Origin of the sequence: Aliidongia sp., assembly GCF_035943795.1 — a bacterium.
Lineage (GTDB): Bacteria > Pseudomonadota > Alphaproteobacteria > ATCC43930 > CGMCC-115725 > Aliidongia.
Genome location: NZ_DASZBY010000034.1, coordinates 1 through 20,583, shown reverse-complemented (window position 1 = coordinate 20,583; position 20,583 = coordinate 1). Strand labels below are relative to the sequence as shown.

The 20,583-nt window shown below is 65.6% G+C and carries 19 protein-coding genes and 1 tRNA gene; 11 read left to right on the top strand and 9 right to left on the bottom strand.

Going from position 1 to position 20,583, the window contains the following annotated elements; genetic code table 11:
- The first annotated feature begins 157 nt into the window (after positions 1 to 157).
- Both VGV37_RS04725 and VGV37_RS04720 read left to right on the top strand, forming a co-directional pair.
- Complete coding sequence (locus VGV37_RS04725) at positions 158 to 2,131, top strand: SPFH domain-containing protein (protein WP_326878471.1); 1,974 nt, start codon at positions 158 to 160, stop codon at positions 2,129 to 2,131.
- 127 nt (positions 2,132 to 2,258) lie between these two features.
- Positions 2,259 to 2,816 carry a hypothetical protein gene (locus VGV37_RS04720; RefSeq protein ID WP_326878470.1) on the top strand — a complete coding sequence of 186 codons (558 nt, stop codon included), beginning with the start codon at positions 2,259 to 2,261 and terminating at the stop codon, positions 2,814 to 2,816.
- 204 nt (positions 2,817 to 3,020) lie between these two features.
- Here the strand turns inward: VGV37_RS04720 and VGV37_RS04715 are convergent, their stop codons facing one another.
- From VGV37_RS04715 to VGV37_RS04685, 7 genes are all read right to left on the bottom strand, one after another.
- Entirely contained in the window at positions 3,021 to 4,136 is a 1,116-nt protein-coding gene (locus VGV37_RS04715) for a PA0069 family radical SAM protein (protein ID WP_326878469.1), read from the bottom strand.
- Positions 4,137 to 4,154: 18 nt separating this feature from the next.
- Positions 4,155 to 4,961: a class I SAM-dependent methyltransferase gene (locus VGV37_RS04710; protein ID WP_326878468.1), complete on the bottom strand. Its 807-nt coding sequence runs from the start codon at positions 4,959 to 4,961 to the stop codon at positions 4,155 to 4,157.
- A gap of 77 nt (positions 4,962 to 5,038) precedes the next feature.
- Positions 5,039 to 5,845, bottom strand: coding sequence for an AraC family transcriptional regulator (locus VGV37_RS04705; RefSeq protein ID WP_326878467.1), 807 nt, complete (start codon positions 5,843 to 5,845; stop codon positions 5,039 to 5,041).
- Between the two features lie 101 nt (positions 5,846 to 5,946).
- Positions 5,947 to 6,987 carry a phosphotransferase gene (locus VGV37_RS04700; RefSeq protein ID WP_326878466.1) on the bottom strand — a complete coding sequence of 347 codons (1,041 nt, stop codon included), beginning with the start codon at positions 6,985 to 6,987 and terminating at the stop codon, positions 5,947 to 5,949.
- Positions 6,988 to 7,001: 14 nt separating this feature from the next.
- A complete protein-coding gene (gene moaB, locus VGV37_RS04695; protein ID WP_326878465.1) occupies positions 7,002 to 7,538 on the bottom strand; it encodes a molybdenum cofactor biosynthesis protein B in 537 nt (178 codons plus the stop codon).
- On the bottom strand, positions 7,522 to 9,096 hold the full coding sequence (locus VGV37_RS04690; RefSeq protein WP_326878464.1) for a lytic transglycosylase domain-containing protein: 1,575 nt from the start codon (positions 9,094 to 9,096) through the stop codon (positions 7,522 to 7,524). Before VGV37_RS04690 ends, moaB begins: the two co-directional genes overlap by 17 nt.
- Before the next feature lie 195 nt (positions 9,097 to 9,291).
- A complete protein-coding gene (locus VGV37_RS04685) occupies positions 9,292 to 10,170 on the bottom strand; it encodes a uracil-DNA glycosylase (protein ID WP_326878463.1) in 879 nt (292 codons plus the stop codon).
- A gap of 130 nt (positions 10,171 to 10,300) precedes the next feature.
- On the opposite strand from VGV37_RS04685, the gene VGV37_RS04680 reads away from it, so the two are divergent.
- The 8 genes from VGV37_RS04680 (at position 10,301) to VGV37_RS04650 (ending at position 17,510) form a co-directional block, all read left to right on the top strand.
- Complete coding sequence (locus VGV37_RS04680) at positions 10,301 to 11,926, top strand: electron transfer flavoprotein-ubiquinone oxidoreductase (RefSeq protein WP_326878462.1); 1,626 nt, start codon at positions 10,301 to 10,303, stop codon at positions 11,924 to 11,926.
- Positions 11,927 to 12,068: 142 nt separating this feature from the next.
- Positions 12,069 to 13,823 (top strand): tetratricopeptide repeat protein, encoded by a 1,755-nt coding sequence (locus VGV37_RS04675; protein ID WP_326878461.1) that lies wholly within the window; start codon positions 12,069 to 12,071, stop codon positions 13,821 to 13,823.
- A 31-nt stretch (positions 13,824 to 13,854) separates the two neighbouring features.
- A complete protein-coding gene (locus tag VGV37_RS04670) occupies positions 13,855 to 14,733 on the top strand; it encodes a 4-(cytidine 5'-diphospho)-2-C-methyl-D-erythritol kinase (protein WP_326878460.1) in 879 nt (292 codons plus the stop codon).
- A gap of 68 nt (positions 14,734 to 14,801) precedes the next feature.
- Positions 14,802 to 14,876: transfer RNA gene (locus VGV37_RS04665), tRNA-Gln, on the top strand.
- Between the two features lie 614 nt (positions 14,877 to 15,490).
- Complete coding sequence (locus tag VGV37_RS30395) at positions 15,491 to 15,694, top strand: DUF7662 domain-containing protein (RefSeq protein ID WP_422652892.1); 204 nt, start codon at positions 15,491 to 15,493, stop codon at positions 15,692 to 15,694.
- A 280-nt stretch (positions 15,695 to 15,974) separates the two neighbouring features.
- Positions 15,975 to 16,601: a hypothetical protein gene (locus VGV37_RS04660; RefSeq protein ID WP_326878459.1), complete on the top strand. Its 627-nt coding sequence runs from the start codon at positions 15,975 to 15,977 to the stop codon at positions 16,599 to 16,601.
- Positions 16,602 to 16,603: 2 nt separating this feature from the next.
- Positions 16,604 to 16,978: a hypothetical protein gene (locus VGV37_RS04655; protein ID WP_326878458.1), complete on the top strand. Its 375-nt coding sequence runs from the start codon at positions 16,604 to 16,606 to the stop codon at positions 16,976 to 16,978.
- A gap of 16 nt (positions 16,979 to 16,994) precedes the next feature.
- On the top strand, positions 16,995 to 17,510 hold the full coding sequence (locus VGV37_RS04650; protein ID WP_326878457.1) for a hypothetical protein: 516 nt from the start codon (positions 16,995 to 16,997) through the stop codon (positions 17,508 to 17,510).
- A 184-nt stretch (positions 17,511 to 17,694) separates the two neighbouring features.
- Here the strand turns inward: VGV37_RS04650 and VGV37_RS04645 are convergent, their stop codons facing one another.
- Positions 17,695 to 18,024, bottom strand: coding sequence for an NTF2 fold immunity protein (locus VGV37_RS04645; protein ID WP_326878456.1), 330 nt, complete (start codon positions 18,022 to 18,024; stop codon positions 17,695 to 17,697).
- A 236-nt stretch (positions 18,025 to 18,260) separates the two neighbouring features.
- Positions 18,261 to 19,073 (bottom strand): helix-turn-helix transcriptional regulator, encoded by an 813-nt coding sequence (locus VGV37_RS04640; protein WP_326878455.1) that lies wholly within the window; start codon positions 19,071 to 19,073, stop codon positions 18,261 to 18,263.
- 80 nt (positions 19,074 to 19,153) lie between these two features.
- Between VGV37_RS04640 and VGV37_RS04635 the strand changes: the two genes are divergently transcribed.
- A complete protein-coding gene (locus tag VGV37_RS04635) occupies positions 19,154 to 20,452 on the top strand; it encodes a carboxylesterase/lipase family protein (RefSeq protein ID WP_326878454.1) in 1,299 nt (432 codons plus the stop codon).
- Positions 20,453 to 20,583 lie beyond the last annotated feature (131 nt).

The window sequence follows — 20,583 nt, the reverse complement described above, 5'->3', positions numbered from 1 at the left end:
GGGCCTTTCGCGGTTGTAAAGCCGGTCGGCGCTCAGCCTGACATGCATAGATCGCAAGGGTAACCGCGTCCGGATGGCTTACGTACCTATGCGTGTCCTGCGCAGCGCTTTCGCGCGCGGTTGGCACGTCTCACGCGCTTAGGAGGCGCGCTCCCCCATGGTCCCTACCTTCGATCTCGGCAGCCTGCTGGGCTATGCCAGCCCCGTCGTGCTGCTTGTGATGATCCTGTTGTTCGTCCGTGTCTCCGGCATGGTCCGCTATATCCCCAACAGCCGCATCGGCATCGTCGAGAAGCTGTGGAGCAGTTCGGGCTCGCTGAAGAGCGGCATCATCGCGCTCAACGGCGAGGCCGGCTATCAACCCGAGATCCGTCGCGGCGGCGTCCATTTCTTCTGGTCGCCGTTCACCTATCGCATCCATCGCTCGGACCTGGTGTCGGTGCCGCAAAACACGATCGCCTATGTCTATGCCTGCGACGGCAAGACCTTGGACGCCACCCAGACGCTCGCGTCGAACGCGGTCGCCGCCGATTTCCACGATGTGCGCGCGTTCCTGACCAACGGCGGGCAGAAGGGCCTGCAGCGCAAGATCCTGCGCGAGGGGCTGCATGCCATCAACCTGGCGCAGTTCATCGTGCTGACGGCCGAGCGCGACTATGCGCTCAGCATCGGCGGCGACCAGCAGCGGATGCTCGACGAAATGCGCCGGGACATCGAGAGCCGCGACGGTTTCGTCCCGCTGGTGATCAGTGCGGTCGAGGACCAGATCGGCATCGTCACCATCCATGACGGCCCGTCGCTGCCGTCGGGCGAGATCATCGCGCCCGAGGTCGGCACCAACTCGTCGCATCCGGAGACGTTCCACAACGGCTTCCAGGATCCGGAGAAATTCCTGAAGGCCGGCGGTTATCGCGGCCGCCAGCTGCAGGTGCTGACCGAAGGCACCTACTACCTGAACCGCCTGTTCTCGACGGTCGAGCAGATCGGCAAGACGATCGTGCCGGTGGGCTATGCCGGCGTCGTCATCTCCTATACCGGCCCGACCGGCGAGGACCTGACGACCGCCGACTACAAGCATGGCCAGCTGGTGGCGAACGGATTTCGCGGCGTGCGCAAGGAGCCCCTGCTGCCCGGCAAATATTCGTTCAACGCCTTCGCCGGCAAGGTCATCCTCGTGCCCACGACCAGCTTCATGCTGAAATGGGTGCGGGGCGAGGTTGGCGGCCACAAGCTCGACGAAAACCTGGCCGAGATCAGCCTGATCACCAGGGACGCGTTCGAAACCGGCCTGCCGCTCTCGGTCGTGATCCACATCGACTATACCAAGGCGCCGGAGGTCATCCAGCGCTTCGGCGACGTGCAGAAGCTGGTCGAGCAGACGCTCGATCCGATGGTCAGCTCATACTTCAAGAACTCCGGCCAGACCCAGACCCTGCTGCAACTGCTGCAACGCCGGTCGGAGATCCAGGACATCGCGACCCAGGATATGAAGATCAAGTTCGAGCGCTATTCGTTGGAACTGCAGGAGGTGATGATCGGTACGCCGCGCTCGCTGGCCGGCGACCAGAGCATCGAGCGGATCCTCGACCAGTTGCGCCAGCGCGAGGTGGCGCGCGAACAGGTCGAGACCTACAAGAGCCAGCAGGAAGCCGCGATCGGCGAGAAGGCGCTGAACGAAACCCGGGCGATCGCCGCCCAGCAAGCCGCATTGACCGCATCCAAGATCGCGATCGAGGTCGCCCAGAACCAGGGCAGTGCCAAGGTCGAGCTGGCCAAGCGCACGGCCGAGGAGACGGTGCTGACCGCGGAGGCCGAGCGTCGCCGCAAGACGCTCGACGGCGAGGGCGAGGCCGCGCGGGTCAAGGCGGTCGGCGATGCGACGGCCAGCGCCACCAAGGCCCAGGTCGACGCCTATGGCGGTGCGCAGTTCCGCCTGACCGAAATGGTGCTGACCCGCTTTGCCGAAGCGGCCGAGCGGGGCCACCTGCAGCTGGTGCCGCAGATCCAGGTGGGATCGAGCGGCGAAGGCGGCGGCCAGGACCAGGGCATGCTGGGCGCGCTCATGGGCCTGATGCTGAAGTCGAGCCTGGCCGACGGCAGCCTGGGCCGACAACCGCCCAAGGCCGACTGAAGCCGGGACGCTCTCGGGTCCGGAGTTCGCCCCGGGCCCGAAGCTACCCGATCAAGAAACCGCGAGACTTTGTTCCTTTTTTGTTCTAACGTCCGCGCTCCATCAGATCCGGACCGGGGCGACAGAGATGAACGCGTTGCGATCGACGACTTGGACCTTCCCGCGCCTCGCTGCCCGTTCCCTGCGGCTTCGCGCCCGCAAGCCCAGCCGCCGGGCGATCATCAACATCGACAGCTCAGGCCTGGGGCCGGACAGTTGGCCGGTTTCCGTCGCCTGGCGCGTGCTCGACAGCGGTCGCGAGGGTCACATCCTGATCAAGCCGGCGCCGACCTGGCACGGTTGGGAGGACGAAGCCGAGGAGATCCACGGCATCAGCCGCGAACGCCTGGAGCGCGAAGGGCTATCGCCGGGCGAAGCCGCCCATGAGATCGCCATCGCCCTGGGCGGCCTGGAGGTCCATTCGGATGCACCGGCCCTGGACCAGATCTGGCTCGACAAGATCTTCGCCGACGCCGCACGTTTTCAGGTCCCGGCCTTGCGCCGCTACGGCGACCTGTTCCCCGGTGCTGCCCGGCGCGACTATCAGGCCCTGGTCCGCGAAGCCGGCGACCACGCGGCCGACTGGAAAGCCCTGCGCGACATCCGCCAATTGGCCGCCGCGGTGACGCTGTACGAGCGGGGCTGAGGGCGAAAGAGCGCGGTTCCGGCAAGACCCCTGTCATCCGCGCGCAGGCGTCAGGGCATGTACTATCTTTCGATATAAGCGAGACGAGACTCTCTCCGCTGCTGCCGCGCGTAACGCTGGATCGCCTGTGCGGGAATGACGGAGGAGGAGAGCCGGACTGCCGTGACTGTCGCGAGATCGGCGCCGGCGTCTTCCCCCTATCCCCTAAAACAAACTCAACTGATCGCCCGCCCGGGCCGGCCGGCGGAATTGGGTGCAATCCAGGTGCTGCAGGTCGCGGGCCTGATTGAGGCCGATACGCTTCTGGGCAAGCCGGAAGCGCTGGCTCAACAGGTCGGCATAGGCGCCGTTGCCGCGCATCCGTTCGCCGAACTGGGCGGAATTGAGTCGTCCGTCGCGGATGTCCCGGATCAGGGTCAGCACATGTTTGGCGCGGAGCGGCACCTGGGCCTCGAGCCATTCGGCAAACAGGTCTTTGATCTCGAGCGGCAGGCGCAGGGTCACGTAGCCGGCCGTGTCGGCGCCCGCCGCCTTCGCGGCTTCCAGGATTGCCTCCAACTCGTGATCGTTCAGGCCCGGGATCATCGGCGCGGCCATCACGCCGACCGGGATGCCGGCATCCGCCAGCACGCGGATCGTCTCCAGCCGCCGTTCCGGCGTCGCCGCCCGCGGCTCCATGCGCCGGGCCAGCGAGCGGTCCAGCGTGGTGATCGAGACCGCGACCTTGGCCTGGCGTTTGACCGCCATCGGTCCCAGGATGTCGATGTCGCGTTGGACCAGTGCCCCCTTGGTCACGATCGCGACCGGGTGATTGAAATCGCGCAGCACCTCCAGCACGTGGCGCGTCACCAGGCGCTCGCGCTCGATCGGCTGATACGGGTCGGTGTTGGTACCCATCGCCATGGGCTGGCAGCGATAGGACGGCGCCGACAATTCCTTGGCCAGCAGTTCCGCCGCGCGCGGCTTGTAGAATAGCCGGCTTTCGAAATCGAGGCCGGGCGACAGGCCCAGATAGGCGTGGGTCGGTCGGGCGAAGCAATAGACGCAGCCGTGCTCGCAGCCCCGGTACGGATTGATCGAGCGGTCGAACGGCACGTCCGGCGATCGGTTGCGCGCGACGATCGTGCGGGTCGTGTCCTCAGTCACCGTCGTGCCCAGCGGCAGCACCGGTTCATCGGCGCCGCCCCAGCCGTCGTCGATGGCGACATGGTCGTAGCCCTCGAACCGCCCGACCGCGTTCGTCAGCGCGCCCCGTCCCTTGCGTGGCTCTTTCCGGTTGATCTCGTCCATGGGCGAAAGATAGGCCCGTCCAAGGAACATATCAAGAACATCCGCCGCCTATCGCTTCTGTCCGACGCCCTTGAAGAAGGTGTAACAGAACACGCCGTCATCCTCGGCGGTCCGGTGCAGCGCCCTGATGCCGGCGTCGAAAGCATCGGCCTCGATGACGCCACCGGCGATCGCACTCTCGCGTACCCCCTCGATCATCGCGGTGAAGGTCTTGCGGGTGAAGCCGTCGATCAGATCGGGCCGGCTGCCGTCGACATAGACCATGCGCGGCGACACCTGCACCCGGTCGAGGCCGGCCGCGACCATCAGCGGATGGAGTTGGCGGCCGATCAGCACATTGCCGCCGGCGCAGCGTTGCAGTTCGGCCTGCGCCTGGATCGCCTGGTGCGCCGCGGCGCTGTCGGGGTGGAAATAGGCCGATCCGTGATCGCCCTCGATGACCGTCAGCGTGCCGCCGGGCTTCAGAAGGTCGCGCAGGATCGCCAGTGCCTCGACCGGGCGCGCCAGATGCTCCAACACGAAGCAGACGAAGACATGGTCGAAGCTTTCCGGCGCGAAGGGCAAGGCGAACAGGTCGGCCTGCTGGAACTCCACGTTGGCCAAGCCCGCAGCATCCGTCGCGCGCCGGGCGGCCGCGACCGACTCCGCGGAAATGTCGATCGAGGTGAACCAGGCATCCGGGCTCTGGCGTGCCAGCGTGACGGTCTGGGCGCCGACCCCGCAGCCCGCTTCCAGCACCCTGCTGCCCGGCGGATAGCGCGTGTCCCGGTGCAGCAGGTCGACCAGCGTGCCGGCCTGGGTCTGCAGGCGCTCGCTCTCGTGCGGTTCATAGCCGTGCACATAGGCTTCGCTCATCGTGACTGTCCTCGTTTGCCGATCCCGGCACGGCTTATCGGCTACGGCCGACGGGACGTCTTGAAGGAAATTGCAGGCTAGGCGATGGCCGCCCGGTAGCGCCCCGGGGTAACGCCGAACTGGCGCACGAAGGCGCGGGTCATGTGGCTCTGGTCGGCGAAGCCGGCATCGCCGGCGGCCTGGGCCAGGGGTTGGCCGGCCGCCAGGAGTCGCCGGACCAGGCGCACGCGCCGCTGCACCAGATAGGCATGCGGCGTGACACCCAGTTCACGGGCGAAGCCGCGCAACAGCTGGAAGCGGCTGACACCAGACAGCGCCGCCAGTTCGCCCAGCGACACCGGCAGCTCCGGCGCCTCGTCGAGACGCTGCAACGCCTTTGCGACGGCGGGCGACGGGCCGGCCGCGACCGGTCGCGCGACCCCATGGTGCCGCAGAACATGCATGACGGAGCGCAGCAGGTCTTCCTCGACGGCCAGCAGGTCCGGCGCCGGTGCGGTCAACCGGACGAACAGTCGCTGGAACCGCGCCGCGAGCATCGGGTCGGACACAGCCGGCCGTGCGATCTCGATCGGCCGCGTCATCTCCTCGGCCATCTGGTGAGCCAGCACGGCCGGGTCGAAATACAACATGTGCCAACCGCGCGCCGCGCCGGCGAGCGGCGCCCCGTCGTGCATCTCGCCGGGATTGACCATGATCGTGTCGCCCGCGCCCGCGTCGACCGGGCCGATGCCGCTCCACGAGTGTTGCGCACCGAAGGCGATGACGCCGATGCCGAAGTGATCGTGCGCGTGGCGGGGAAAGACGTGGCTCGACACGAGGCTCATCGCATCGACGCCCGCCAGGGCCGACCTGTACTGCTGCACGCGATGGGTTCGATCGGCCAAAAGCGCCGCCCTCCGTGGTTGTAGCAATGAGATCAAAAGAAGATCGAAAACAGATCAAAGAGCGAACAAACCCGGCCCGACTCGGGCGAGGGATCTGTTCCTCAACACGCCAGTTCGGCCCGCATCCGCTCGATGGTTGCGGGGGCCGTGAAGTCCGCCACGCGGGCCTGGATATGGGCGATCAGCGCCGGCTCGATCCGGTCGGACGACCAGTCGGGATCGCTCGCCGCCAAAGCCCGCCACCGGATCGCCCAGAGCGTGGTCCGGAGCCACGTCAGCCGCCGCGCGGGCACGACCCAGGGTTCGAGCCGGCCCCAGGCGGCGGGGCCGACCGCCTCGGCATAGGCCTGGTGGAACCGCGCCAGATCGCCGGCGTCCAGCGTGGCCATCACCTCCCGATCCCACTGGGTCGAGGTATAGAGCGTGGCATGGGCCAGATCGATCGCGGGCAGGCCGTACAGCACCTTCTCCAGGTCGACGAAGCGGGCGATGCCGTCGGAACCGACCAGGAAATTTCCCGGGTGCGTGTCGGTGGCGACCAGGGTGATAGGAGCGGAGACTGCCGCAGTCTCCGCCGTACGGGCGAGAGCATGCGCCCAGGCGAGCTGCTCGGTCAGCGCCTGCCGCACGCCTGGCAGCACGCCATCCTCGGCGAGAAAGCGCGCGTGATTGTCGAGCAGGCTGACCGTGGCCGCGATCGGGTTCGGCGCATGATCCGCAAGCGGCGGCCGGCGGCGCGGCGGGATGGTCGGCACCCGGTGGATCGCCGCCAGCGCCTGGGCCAGCGCCAGCAACTCGTCCGGCAGGCGCGGTGCCCGGCCGGCGACGAAATCGACGACGAGCGCCCCGCGCAGCAGCAGCTCGTCGGGCGGCAGTACCATGTGCAAATGGGGGGTGACGCCGCTGGGCGCCGCACGACGGAACCCTTCGGACTGATAGACGAGCGCAGCCTCCGCGGGCATGGACCATTGGCTGAGCCGGGGCACCCGCACCACGAGGCCGAGGCCCGGTAGCGCCAGGTGATCATGGGCAACGCCTTTCATCGGCAGCGGCACGAGATCGGCCACGGCGATGTCGGGCCACCGGCGGCGCAAGCGGTCGACGAGAGCGGCACGGTGGTCTGCGGACGTGGGATCGAACAAGATGGCCCTTGGGGTCAGCGCCGATGCTCTTCCAGGCGCGGCATCAGTTCGACCAGATTGCACGGCCGATACCGATTGTCGAGCTGGTGCTTCAGGATGTCTTCCCAGGCATCGCGGCAGGCCGAGGGCGAACCGGGCAGCGCGAACAGGTAGGTGCCGTGGGCGACGCCGGCGGTGGCGCGCGACTGGATCGTCGAGGTGCCGACCTTCTGCCAGCTGAGCCAGCGGAACATCTCGCCGAAGCCGGGGATTTCCTTTTCGAAGACCGACTGGAACGCTTCGGGTGTCACGTCGCGGCCGGTGACGCCGGTACCGCCGGTAGAGATCACCACGTCGATTTCCGGATCGGCGATCCAGGTTTCGAGCTGGGCCACGATCGCGGCCTGATCGTCGCGCACGATCTGGCGCTGGGCGAGCGTGTGGCCGTCGCGCGCGATCAACTCCGCCAGCGCCGAGCCCGACTTGTCGTCATCGAGCGTGCGCGTGTCGGAAACGGTCAGGACGGCGATCTGGACGGGGAGGAACGGTCTTGAATCATCGAGCCGCGGCATGCTGGACCCCTTGCGACGAAGCGTTGGCCGAGACATAGGTCGGCCATTCGTTCGCCGCAAGCGCGTCCAGGTCGGGCACCATCTGGCCCAGGCGCTGGCGATAGATCCACATGTTGGTCAGCACGCGCTCGACATAGAGCCGTTGCGGCGTAGTCGCCAGGCTTTCGATGAACAGCAGCGGGTCGTGCTGGTATTCCGGCTGGTTCTGCCAGCGGTTCAAGGGCGCGGTGCCACTATTGTAGGCGGCCAGCAGCAGGATCAGATTGCCGTTGATCTGGGCATGCTCGATCAGCTGCTTCACGTATTCCTGGCCGATGCTGAGGTTCAGCACCGGATCGACCAGATCGTCCACACCGTTGAAATGGATCCCGGCGCGCCGCGCCACGCTGCGGGCCGTCTCGGGCATCAGCTGCATCAGGCCGGCAGCACCCGAGCCGCTCTGCGCGTCGGCGTCGAACCGCGATTCCTGCATCATCAGCGCGAACAGCAGGGCCCGATCGACGGAGAAGCCGTTGCGCGGCTCCCAGCGCGGCACTGGATAGGCGGCGTCGTCATGGCGATCGTCGGCACCCTTGCGGCCCGACGACAAAGCCAGGCACAGCGCCGGCATGTTTGCGAGGTCGGCCAGCGCCACGATCGCATCGGCCAGGCCCGGCGTCGAGCGGGAGGTGAGCGCGCGCAGCTCGGCCTCTGCCCGATCGGTCTCGCCGACCTGGACCAGCGCCAGGGCGCGGCGGCCGCCGGGCAAGGCCTCGAGCTGGGCGATCTCGCCGGCGGCAAGCGGCGTCGCACCGAAGCGCATGTCCGGCTCGACGCCCAGCATGCGGCGCGCGAGCAGGCCGTAGAAAGTGCGGGGTTGCTGGGCCGCGGTCTCGAGCAGCGGATCGACCTTCTGCGGCTCGCGCAGCACCAGATGGGCGCGCGCTGCCCAGAAGGCCCCGGCGGCGACATACCAGCTGGGCACGTCGGTCGAACGCGACACCGCCTCGAACGAGGTGGCAGCCTCGGCATATTTCTTGTTGCGCCAGGATGCCAGCCCGGCCTCGAACCGTGCCGGCGGCTGGATGTTCACGCCGCGCGGCTCTGCCGGCAGCTTGGGCACGCCGGCATCGGTGGCCGGATGCACCGTCGCGGCACCCGGGCTCGTGACGGTAACGATCGGACTGGCCACCTGGGCGCTCGCCAGGATCGGCGACGGGATCGGCTTGCCGGCGGCGCGCTTCTTGGCGAGCACCCAGACCGCCTGGGCTTCCGGCAGGTCGGCATAATGCTCGAGCCACTCGCGCGCTTCGACGAAACTCGTGTGGTATTTGACCGACAGGTAGCGCTGCGCCAGGACCGTGCCCAGCAGCGACTTGTCCGCGAGCGCCACGATCTGGGCGTCGGCGGCCTTCCAGTTCGCTTCATCCTGCAGCGCGAAGATCGCGGCATAGCGCGACGAATCCATGTCGCCCAGCAATGCCGGCAGGCTTTGAACCAGATTGGGGTCGATCGGCGGATTGACGGGGAGGGTCGCCGTCTGCACCGAGCCGGCGGCCAGCGCGGCAGCAGGGCTCACGGCAACCCCGATAACGAGGGTTGCCGCAAAGGCGCAAAGGATCACCGTAGGCCAAGTCCTTTTGGGACGGCCGCCCCTATGTGTTCCAGTCATGGCGAGAGAGATAGAGGAAAATTCCAACCTCTACAAGCATAAAATTTTTAATGCTTTTTTTATATCTCGAATATTTCCCGAATAGCTTCGCTTTTCTTCAGGCTATTGTACCGGTTCTTTTAGTCTGGACTTGATGGATAGTAGATCAGCCCATGCCTCACGCTTGCGCTCCGGCGACCGCAACAGAAACGACGGATGATACATTGCGATTGCTTGAACCGGCTGGGCGAGGCCGTTCACGTCTAGTGCCAGCCATTGCCCGCGAAGTCTTGTAATCCCAGGGCTTCCGGGCAACATCGCGGCTGAGGCGGTGCCGCCTACCAATACTAGAAGTCGTGGTCGCACCAGGGCGATATGGCGCTCGACGAAGGGGCGGCAGATCGCGATCTCGCTCTCGGTCGGCTTCCGATTCCCGGGCGGCCGCCAGAACAGCGTATTGGTAATATAGGTGTCGGTCTGACGCGACCGGCCGATCGCCGCCAGCATCCGGTCGAGCAACTGGCCCGACACGCCGACGAACGGGCGGCCGATTCGATCCTCGTCGGCGCCCGGCGCCTCGCCGATCAGCATCAGGCCACCGTCGGGCACGCCATCGGCGAACACGGTGTTGGTCGCGGTCTTCTTCAGGCTGCAGCCGTCGAACGCCATGACGGCGTCGCGCAGCGCCTCCAGGCTGTCGGCGCCGGCCGCCGCCGCGCGCGCCGCCTCGATCGTCGCCGCCAGCCCCCCGTCGAGCGCTGGGACCGCGCGGGGCGGCGTCACAGGGGGCGCCTGGGCGACCGGGGTGGAGGGTGCGGCGGGCTTCACCGCCGCGGGCGGCACAGATCGCGTGACGGGCGCCGTCGTCTTGCCGGCGGCGAGCATTTGAGCCCGACGCTCGGATTCGGCGAAACGGTCGACCGCGACCTCGCCGATCGCCTCGTCGGCCCCCATCGCCAGCGTCCAGGCCAGCAGCTCTTCCAGCAATCGCTCGCGCAGCATGCGTCTTCCGGGGTAGGTGTTCGGTAAAATGCGGCTATAAAACGTCCAGGGCCGTTATATAGGTCTATGGGGGATAGGTATCGGGCGCAACGGCGTTGCAACGCCGGGCGCCCGCGTTCAAGGAGGCTCGATGGAACGCGAGAGCATGGAATATGACGTCGTCATCGTCGGCGCCGGCCCGTCGGGCCTGAGTGCCGCGATCCGGCTGAAGCAGTTGGCCGCAGCGGCGGAGCGCGAGCTCTCGGTTTGCGTGCTCGAAAAAGGCTCCGAGGTCGGCGCGCACATCCTGTCGGGCGCGGTGCTGGAGCCGCGCAGCCTGAACGAGCTCATTCCCGACTGGAAGGAACGCGGCGCCCCGCTCAATACCGAGGCCAAGGAAGACCGCTTCCTGTTCCTGACCGAAACCAAGGCGATCCGCCTGCCGACGCCGCCGCAGATGAACAATCACGGCAATTACATCATCAGCCTGGGCAATTTCTGTCGCTGGCTCGGCACCCAGGCCGAAGAGCTGGGCGTCGAGATCTATCCGGGCTTCGCCGCCGCCGAGGTGCTGTACGACGAGGCCGGCCGGGTCAAGGGCGTGGCCACCGGCGACATGGGCATCGGCAAGGACGGCCAGCATACCGACGCCTATCAGCCGGGCATGGAGTTGCACGGCAAGGTCACCATGTTCGCCGAAGGCTGCCGCGGCTCGCTGACCAAGACCCTGTTCGAGCGCTTCTCCTTGCGCGACGGCGTCGATCCGCAGACCTACGGCATCGGCATCAAGGAATTGTGGGAGGTCGATCCGGCCAAGCACCAACAGGGCCTGATCATCCATACCGCGGGCTGGCCGATGGACACGGCGACCTATGGCGGGTCGTTCCTCTACCACCTGGAGGACAACCAGGTCGCCGTCGGCTATGTCATCGGGCTCGACTACCAGAACCCGACCTTGTCGCCGTTCGAGGAATTCCAGCGCTTCAAGACCCATCCGGCGATCCGGCCGTTCTTCGAGGGCGGCCGGCGCATCGCCTATGGTGCCCGCGCGCTGAACGAGGGCGGTTTCCAGTCGGTGCCGAAACTGTCGTTCCCCGGCGGCTGCCTGATCGGCTGCACGGCCGGGTTCCTGAACGTGCCCAAGATCAAGGGCACCCATACCGCGATGAAATCCGGCATGGTCGCTGCCGAGGAAGTGTTCGCGAAGTTCGATGGCGACCAGTCGGCCGACTATCGCCCGGCGCTGGAACAGACCTGGCTGTGGAGCGAGCTGCACGGCGTGCGCAACATCCGGCCGTCGTTCCAATGGGGCTTCTGGGGCGGCTTCGTCTATTCGGCGCTCGACACCGTTCTGTTCCGTGGCAAGGCGCCCTGGACCCTGCGCCATCGCCATGGCGACCACGAGGCGTTGAAGCCCAAACGCGACGTCGTGCCCAAACTCTATCCGAAGCCCGACGGCAAGATCAGCTTCGACCGGCTGTCCTCGGTGTTCATTTCGAACACCAACCACGAGGAAAACCAGCCGGCCCACTTGAAGCTGAAGGATCCGTCGGTCGCGATCCGGATCAACTACGATCTCTATGGCTCGCCGGAGCAATATTACTGCCCGGCTGGCGTTTACGAGATCGTGAAGGATGCCGCGGGCGCGAACCCGAAGCTGCAGATCAATGCGCAGAATTGCGTGCATTGTAAGACCTGCGACATTAAGGACCCGACCCAAAACATCAATTGGACGGTGCCGGAAGGCGGCGGCGGCCCCAATTATCCCAATATGTAATGCGAAGGGCACCGAGGGGCCGGCAGACGGCCGGTCCATCCGGTACGGTGGGAGCGTGATGGAAGTGACGGGCTGCGAAAGGGAGCAAGTGCTCCGCACGATGACGGCACGCCCGACGGGCCCAGGCCGGCTGAGGCGCGCCGTGGCCTTGGTCGCCCTGCTGGCGCTCGGCGCCTGCGCCGAAATCACGCCGTCCTCGGGCGCATCGGGCCTGGCCGATAGCGGCAACGAGGTCGGCCAGGGGCAGATCGACACCCATCGCGACCTGCCCTCGTCCCATTCCGCCTACCTGATCGGCCTGGTAGCGCAGAACCAGCACGATTTCGCCGATTCGCTCGCGTTCTATCAGGCCGCGCTCGCCCAGGATCCGACCAACGGCGAGATCGCCGGCCACCTGTTCGTGCTGGCCATCGTCAACGGCAAGCTCGACATGGCGAACAAGCTGACCGAACCGTTGCTGGCCGCCAACCCGTCGGCCCCGTTGGTCAACCTGCTGGCGATCGTCGAGGACATCAAGGCCGGGCGCCTGGACGAGGCCCGGGCCGCCGCGGCGCGGCTGCCGCGCCAGGACGTCTACCGGGTGACCGGCGCCTTGACCCGCGCCTGGCTCGCGGCCGGCAAGCCCGCCGGCGCCGAGCCGTCGCTGCAGGAGCTGGAGGCCGTACGCGGCTTCGGCGAGATCGCCTCGCTGCATCGGGCACTGATCCTCGACCAGGCCGGCGACCGTCCGGGTGCCGAGGCCGCCTATCGGTCCGCCCTCGGCGAAGGCGCGCCGGTGCGCGTCGTCCAGCTCGTCGCCAATTTCCTGACGCGCGAAGGCAAGCCGGACGAGGCCGCGGCACTCTATCCGAAATACCTGGGCGCGACCGAGGCCGAGCTGGGCTTTCCCCTGCCCAACGGTGCCGTGCCGGCGCCGCTCGTGCCAGACACGGCGACGGGCGTCGCGGAGGCCCTGTTCGATCTCGGCAACCTGATGAACGGCGCCGATGCCCCGAACCTGGCGCTGCTGAACGCCCGCCTGGCGCTCGAGCTCAAGCCCGACTTCCCTGAGGCGCGCATCGTGTTGGCGCAGGCGTTCGAGGCGGTGAAGCGCCCGGACCTGGCGCGCGAGATCTATGCCAGCCTCGACCCGGCGACGACGCTCGGCTGGACCGCCCGCCTGCGCATCGCGGCGCTGAAGCAGCAGGACGGCGACGGCGATGGCGCGCGCGCCGACCTGAACGCGCTCGCGGCCCAGCGCCCGGACCGGCCGGAGCCGCTGGTCGAACTCGGCAACAGCCTGAGCGCCGACAAGCGATATCCCCAGGCGATTGCCGCCTACGACCAGGCGTTCGGCCGGATCAAGGATCCCGATACGGCGAACTGGTGGGGGCTCTACTATACCCGCGGCACCGCCTATGAACGCGCGCGCAACTGGCCCAAGGCCGAGACCGACCTGCGCAAGGCGCTCGCCCTCGAACCGAACCAGCCGTCGGTGATGAACTACCTGGGATATTCCATGGTCGACCGCGGCGACCGCCTGCCGGAGGCGCTGAAGCTGATCAAGGGTGCCGTGTCGCAGCGACCGGACGACGGCTATATCGTCGACAGCCTGGGCTGGGCCTATTATCGCCTGGGCGATTACAAGAACGCCGAGACGACGCTCGAGCATGCGGTCGAGCTGAAGCCGGCCGATGCGGAAATCAATGCCCACCTGGGCGATGCCTATTGGCAGGGTGGCCGTCGCGACGAGGCCCGGCTGCAATGGCAACGGGCGCTCGGGCTTAACCCGGAACCGGACCTGGCCAAGGCGATCGAGGCCAAGCTCGACAAGCCGCCGGCCCGGGCGCCGTCCGGCCGCGCCAAGCCGGCGAAGCACGCCGCCGAGGCCGAGCCGGCCCCGCACGGCGGCACCTGAGCCGCCTGCCCCAGACCCGACGAAGACTGAAATGACCGACATCGTCCGCGCGGCGCCCGCGAAGCTCAACCTCACGCTCGAAGTCGTCGGCCGCCGCGCCGACGGCTATCACCTGCTCGATAGCCTGATCGCCTTCACCGAGTATGGCGACACCTTGACGGCGCGCGAGGCCGACGAGCTCACGCTCGCCCTCGACGGGCCGTTCGGCCGGATCCTGGTCGGCGACCCGGCGGAGAACCTGGTGCTGAGGGCGGCACGCCTGCTGGCGGCGGAAGCCGGCGTGGCCCCGCGCGCGACCCTCGCCCTGACCAAGCGGCTGCCGGTCGCCTCCGGCATCGGCGGCGGGTCGAGCGACGCGGCGGCGACGCTCGTAGCCTTGGCCGCGCTCTGGCGCCTCGCCCCCGATGCCGGCGACCTGGCGCGACTGGCCCTCCGGCTGGGCGCCGACGTGCCGGTCTGCCTGGCCGCCCGCACCGCCCGGCTCGAAGGCATCGGCGAGCGCATCGCCCCTGCCCCGCCCGTGCCGGCGGCGCCGATCGTCCTGGTCAATCCCGGCGTCGGGCTGCCGACGCCGAAGGTGTTCCAGGCCCGGCGCGGCGATTTCTCAAAGGGCGCCGGTGCCGGCGGCGTGCTGCGCTCCAGCCCGACCGATGCAGCAGCCCTCGCCGATGCGCTCCGGCCCTATGGCAACGACCTGACCCGGCCGGCGGTCGAGCTGCTGCCCGTGATCGGCCAGGTCCTGGCCCGGCTCGAAGCCGCTTCCGACAGCCTGATCGCCCGCATGAGCGGCAGCGGCGCCACCTGCTTCGCCCTGTTCCCAACCGCCGCCGCCGCCACGGCCGCCGCCGCCGCGATCGCCGCCGCCGAGCCCGGCTGGTGGGCCGTCGCAACCCGCCTGAAAGCGGCCTGAGATCACCGTTTTCGCCTGTTGAAGCCCCGGGGCAATCTCGCTATGGTGCGCCCCCCGAACGGCACCGGTGGGGCGTAGCCAAGCGGTAAGGCAGCGGATTTTGATTCCGCCATTCGGAGGTTCGATCCCTCCCGCCCCAGCCAAGCTTTGTGCGGGTTAGCGCAACGCAGCCCTCTCTCAGCGGCAATCCGAATAAGCACCAAGGACGCACGGCGAGGTACCGGGTCGGCCCTACGCCGCTCTCCTGTTGGCTCGTCCCTTGCCGCACACGATTCCCATTTCAGGTCGTTCTTGCACTTGAGAGTTCGGCGCGAGGCTTGACCGCCGACGACGCTGGCGGGATGCAAGCGCATGTCCTCTCCGCCGCCGAAACCGCCCGCATCTCCGGCCGAGCCCGTCCCTCGGCTTCATTCGTGCGAGGTCTGCGGCGAGTTCGGTCCATTCGGTCATCCCGATCTGAGCCGCGAGCGCAAGTCAACCACTGGTTCTACTACGCGCACCGCCCGAACGGCAGCTCGCGGCCCCAACGCTAACTTCTTGCGCGGGGATCTGCACGACGATCGTGTTGTTCGCCCGCTTCGCCCTACTCAGCCGCGACGGCCGCCGGCGGAGCACCGATTGGCACAGGGCCGATAAGCGGGCTGGAAAAGCTGCACGATCTCATCTGTCATGGTTCAGCCGTCCGGCATCGAGCGAAAGGTGGAATCGTGGCGAAATATGATCTACTGCGCGACTACCTGATGCAGCGACGTCTACGCTGTTTGAGCTGTCCTTCCGTGAGATCGAGGATGTCCTTGGTTTGCCGCTCCCGCGAAGCGCCGAACGACTACAATGGTGGGCTAATACGCTCAGCGCGCCGTCGCATGTTCAGCGTGAGGCATGGCGGCAGGCCGATTATGACGCGTTCCTCCTCGCCGGAAAGCGTCGCGTCAGATTCTGTCGAGTAATATCCAACAAATGACCGGAAATCCCGCCAGCGGGAAAGCGTGAGCAACCTATTCAAAGGCTAGCGGTCTAATTGAGCAACCTATAGATTTCAACGTACTGGGGATTTTTCGGGAGCATAGGAAGATGTGGCGCATGGCGGCAATTTCATTCCTAATTGGCTCTCTGGTTGGATGCGCCAGTACCGATGACATTGATCTGACGAAGATCGAACCCGCATGCGGTCATAGCTGCTCGACAGACTATTCGCAGTGTCTCGGGCAATTCACGATCTTCCCCATCCAAACGCAGCGTCAATGCACATCGGCCCTTCGCCTCTGCGTGCAGACCTGTCCGCCAAGATTGACCAAATCGTGATCGGTCGACCGAAATCGACCGCTTCAAAGTCGACTTTGATCGGCGCCGCCGGCGAACATTACGTAATGTGGCGGCTTCTGAGGCAGGGCCTTATCGCCGCTCTCGCGCCGACAGGCGTGCCACTTGCCGACATCATCGTCACCGACGACATCGGACATCGCGTCAGCGCAATTCAGGTCAAAACACGATCCGGGAAGGGTGCCGACCAGGGCTGGCACATGAAGGCCAAACACGAGGAAATTGTCAGCGAGACCATATTCTACGTATTCGTCGACTTCGGAGCGGCCACCTTTGAGCGAGAAGCATCCTGTCATGTTGTCCCAAGCGCTGTCGTGGCCGATGTGCTCCGACGCTCGCATCGCCAATGGCTCGGCACCCCAGGTCGCGGCGGTCGAGCCCACAAGGATCACGATATGCGCCGTCTGTTGCCTGACTATGATCGGATGGGCCTGCCGATCGGTTGCGGAAGTGGCTGGCTTGAACCCTACCGGGACGCCTGGCCGCTCCTACACGGCGATATAACGCACCCAACGAATACCAACAGCTCAGAGGCATCTCGGAAATGACCATGACCTATGATTTTTATCGAATACATTTAATCCACAGAGATGCGGAAGCAGTACGACGCGACGACTATCATTTCGATCTGTTTCTGGACCCAAGCGGCAATCCGGCTCAGAAGGTTGTGTATTTTGGTCTGTGGGGAGAAATGGGAAATCCAGGGAATCGGTTTCCTGTTATTCTTTTACCAGATGGCCGAATTGATTTCGGCGCGGAAGAAGAAGATGCTGCGCGTTACCACACGACCAATCTTCTGGAAAAAAAGATATTTCAGGGTGAATTGTTCACAGTAAGCGTGCCGCGCGATGACTCCCCCACGGCTTTTCGCGAGATGACGCTTGAGGTGAAAAGCGCCCGTCGCCTTGCAGATTTGGTCTCGTAAAAGGGAACGCCCCGACATGGAATGGAAAGTCTCTCCGATGAGCACTGATCCAGTACGACTTAAAATCCAATCTCCATATTTTGGTCCCGTTCTCTCTATAGTCAGTATTCCGCTCTCGACCATCGCAGGTGGGTCGATTGGCAAGGGAATTCTGATTCTCGCGCTCGCCCTTGCAATTTGGTGGGCGAAAGATCTCAGCCTCGGCTGGTATGTCGTCTCGGCTGTGGGTGCCGGGATGATTTGTCTGCTGTTGATTTTTCGAATGGATCTTGTAGCGAGGGACAAGCCGCTGGTCGCCGCAATGCTGCCGCTATCTGCAGCAGTATTTACCCAAGAAGGACCAATGTTCAAGGACACCGGATCTGTATTCTCGCACTCCCCTGTTGGCATCCAATTGAATGGTCGCGCGAAGGCCGACCTGAATGGTACCAGGATCATCCACACCCAAACCGGCATTGCTGCCGATGATGACGCTCAGCTGAAGACGAACAATGTTACCATCGACGGTAGCCCGGTGGACCAGCCCCGCTGAGAACCGCTAAAACGCGGAAAGGCCGGGAGTCGAATTGCTCCGGCCCCGGAGACATGATGATGCCCAACTCCCGGCGGCGCCGGTCGCCCTACCGGACGAACCGATTCTGGAACGGGATGTTCCTGTTCACCGCCCTGAATGTCCCTACTGACTCTGAAAGTCAGGGACGACGCCCCTGGCGTCGTTATTCGCCAGAGGCTCCGGATATCGCCTTGTTGATCAACTCGCGATCAGCCGCGCTGTATTTGATATTTAAGTGAATTCCAAAATCGACAAGCCGCCCATCGTATTTCCAGATGGTGGCATAGAACCCTCCTTGCTCGCCCATTACCCCATCCCGATTCCAACTGCCCTCGATTTTCCAGCAATCGTTCTGTTCGGCAGCAACAAGCGGTTGCTGTCGGTCACGCGCCTCGGCGCCATACAGAATCACAAGATAGGCATCGCCCAAGCGGCGTGCCATTTCCGGATCCGAAACCAGGCAACCGTGGGTCATCGCACGGAAGTCGAGCATCCTTCCTCGCGTCGGAGGATCCGGGATCTTTCCTATATGCAACGGCGGCAAGCCGACGGGGGACGAAGGGTCAGACACCGCAGTATCCTTTGCTCGACCCGCACTAGGTCGCAGGTTCATCAGGCTCTACTTTACGGAACAAATGTCGGAGAGGAAACCGGCCCACATCATAGGGTTGACCGGGGCCTGGAGTGCATATGCGGTATACCACGATGGGCGGGACTCCCAGCCACGGCTCATCCAGCGACACCCCCAAAACCGCCGCTCTGCGTGACGCTGCTGAGATACTTCGCCGGCGGCTTTCCGAGCGCCTTCTTGAACATGGTGATGAAGGCCGTGACGGATTCGTAGCCGAGATCGGCCGACACCTGCTGCACGCTCGCGCCGGAGGCCAGCTCGCGCAAGGCCACGATCAGGTGCAATTGCTGGCGCCAGCGCCCGAAGGTCAGGCCCGTTTCCTTGACCACGAGACGAGCGAGGCTGCTCTCGCTCAGGGCGACCCGACCCGCCCATTCCGCCAGCGTGCTGCGGTCGGCGGGGTCTTCCGCCAACGCCGTGGCGATCCGCTTCAGGCGAGGCTCAGGCGAAATCGGCAGATGCAGCCGCTGCACGGGCATCCGCGGCAGGTCGTTGAGCAGGACCTTGGTCAAGAGTGCGTTCCTCGCAGCATCGTCCTGCGCGCGATCGGAGAGGTCGACGATCAATTCGCGCAGCAACGGCGAGATCGACAGCGTGCAGCACCGGTCCGGCAGATCGGCAGCGCCCGGCTCGATATACACGAAGAAGATCCGAGCATTGGCCGTCGCGATATTGCTGTGCGCCATGCCGCCCGGAATCCACACCCCGCAGTGCGGCGGCACCATCCATAGGCCGCTGGGAACCCGACATGTCACGCCCCCGCTCAGCGCGAAGACGAGCTGGCCTTTGCGGTGCTGGTGGTCGGGCACCTCCACCTTGGTCCCGATGACGTCGACGCGCACGGCGATGATGGGCGCCGCGCGGTCGTCCACATCGAGGCTGAGCCAAGGGTAGCGGAGAGGCTGTCGCATGGATTGACGGTTCTTAGTGATTGAACGCCAGTATCTCTAAATTATCCGAATGGGAAAGTCGATAAGGTTCGGTCCCGTGAATGATGAGGGGTACGACTGTGCATATCTCCATGGTCCCGAAAGCCGCCGAACCGGGCCGCCAGATTCGCACCCGGTCCGGTCACGTCTCTGGCTGCCCGCGGGATGGAGGCGGCGTGCTGGCGTTCAAGGGCATCCCGTATGCTGCTCCTCCGGTCGGGCCGCTCCGTTGGCGCGCACCGCAGCCGCCGACGCCGTGGAACGGTGTGCACGATGCATCGACATTCGGCGCCGGGTGCCTTTCGGCCCTCGAAAACGATCCTCGGCCGGGGCCGCGCGATGAGGATTGCCTTTATCTCAACGTCTGGACCGCTGCGGGGCAGGCTGACGAAAAGCGGCCCGTGATGGTGTGGATTCACGGCGGCGGCTTTCAATTCGGCTCCTCGGCAAATCCCGCCACCGATGGCGGCCCGTTGGCAGCCATCGGTGTCGTCGTCGTCAGCTTCAACTATCGCCTCGGGATCTTTGGATTTCTCGCCCATCCCGATCTCGATTCGGAGGCCCCATCGGGCAACTACGGGCTCCAGGATCAACTGGCGGCGTTGCGCTGGGTCAAGGCCAATATCGCCGAGTTTGGCGGTGACCCCGACAACGTCACCGTGTTCGGCGAGTCCGCCGGCGCCATGTCCATCGGCATTTTGATGGCGTCTCCGCTCGGCCGCGGGCTGTTTCACAAAGCCATCGGCGAGAGCGGCGCATTCTGGGATGGCAAACACGGGCCGCTCCAAGGCTTCGAGGAAGCCCGAACGCGCGGCCTTGCTTTCGCTCGTCGCCAAGGCGACGCGTCCATTGCGGCGTTGCGCGCCATGCCGGCCGAACGGTTGAATGCGGGAGCACCCTGGAGTTTCCAGTCCGATCATGTCGTAGCGGCATTCTCGCCCAGTATCGATCATCACGTGATACCCGAGGTGCCCGCCCTGCGTTTCCTGCGCGGCCAGCAGATGCACATCCCCCTGCTGGCCGGTTGGAATGCCGCGGAGGAGTTTCCGTTCGGTTCACAGTCGCTCCCGGCTCACTCGGCGCAAGCCTTCCGCGCCGCGGCCGAGGCGATGTTCGGGAGCGAACGCCTGGTAGATTTCCTCGCGGCCTACCCTGCCGATACCGACGCACAGGCCAAGATCTCCGCCGCCGCGCTGACCGGCGACTATGTGGTCGGCGAACAGTGCTGGCAGTGGCTTCGCCTGCATGGAGGAAGCAGTCACGCACCCGTCTATGGCTACCTGTTCAGCTACACGTCGCCCTATACGCCCATCGCCTCGCACGTCACCGAGATCCCCTTCGTCTTCGGCACGTGTGGCTAGCTCGTGAAGTGTCCGGCGTACGTAGCTCGTGAAGTGACCGGTTTTATGTTGTGCCTGATTGGGGGGCGCGCATGGACCGGGCACGGCTCAACGAAGGCATACGCAGGATGCGATTTGAAGATTTGCTGGCG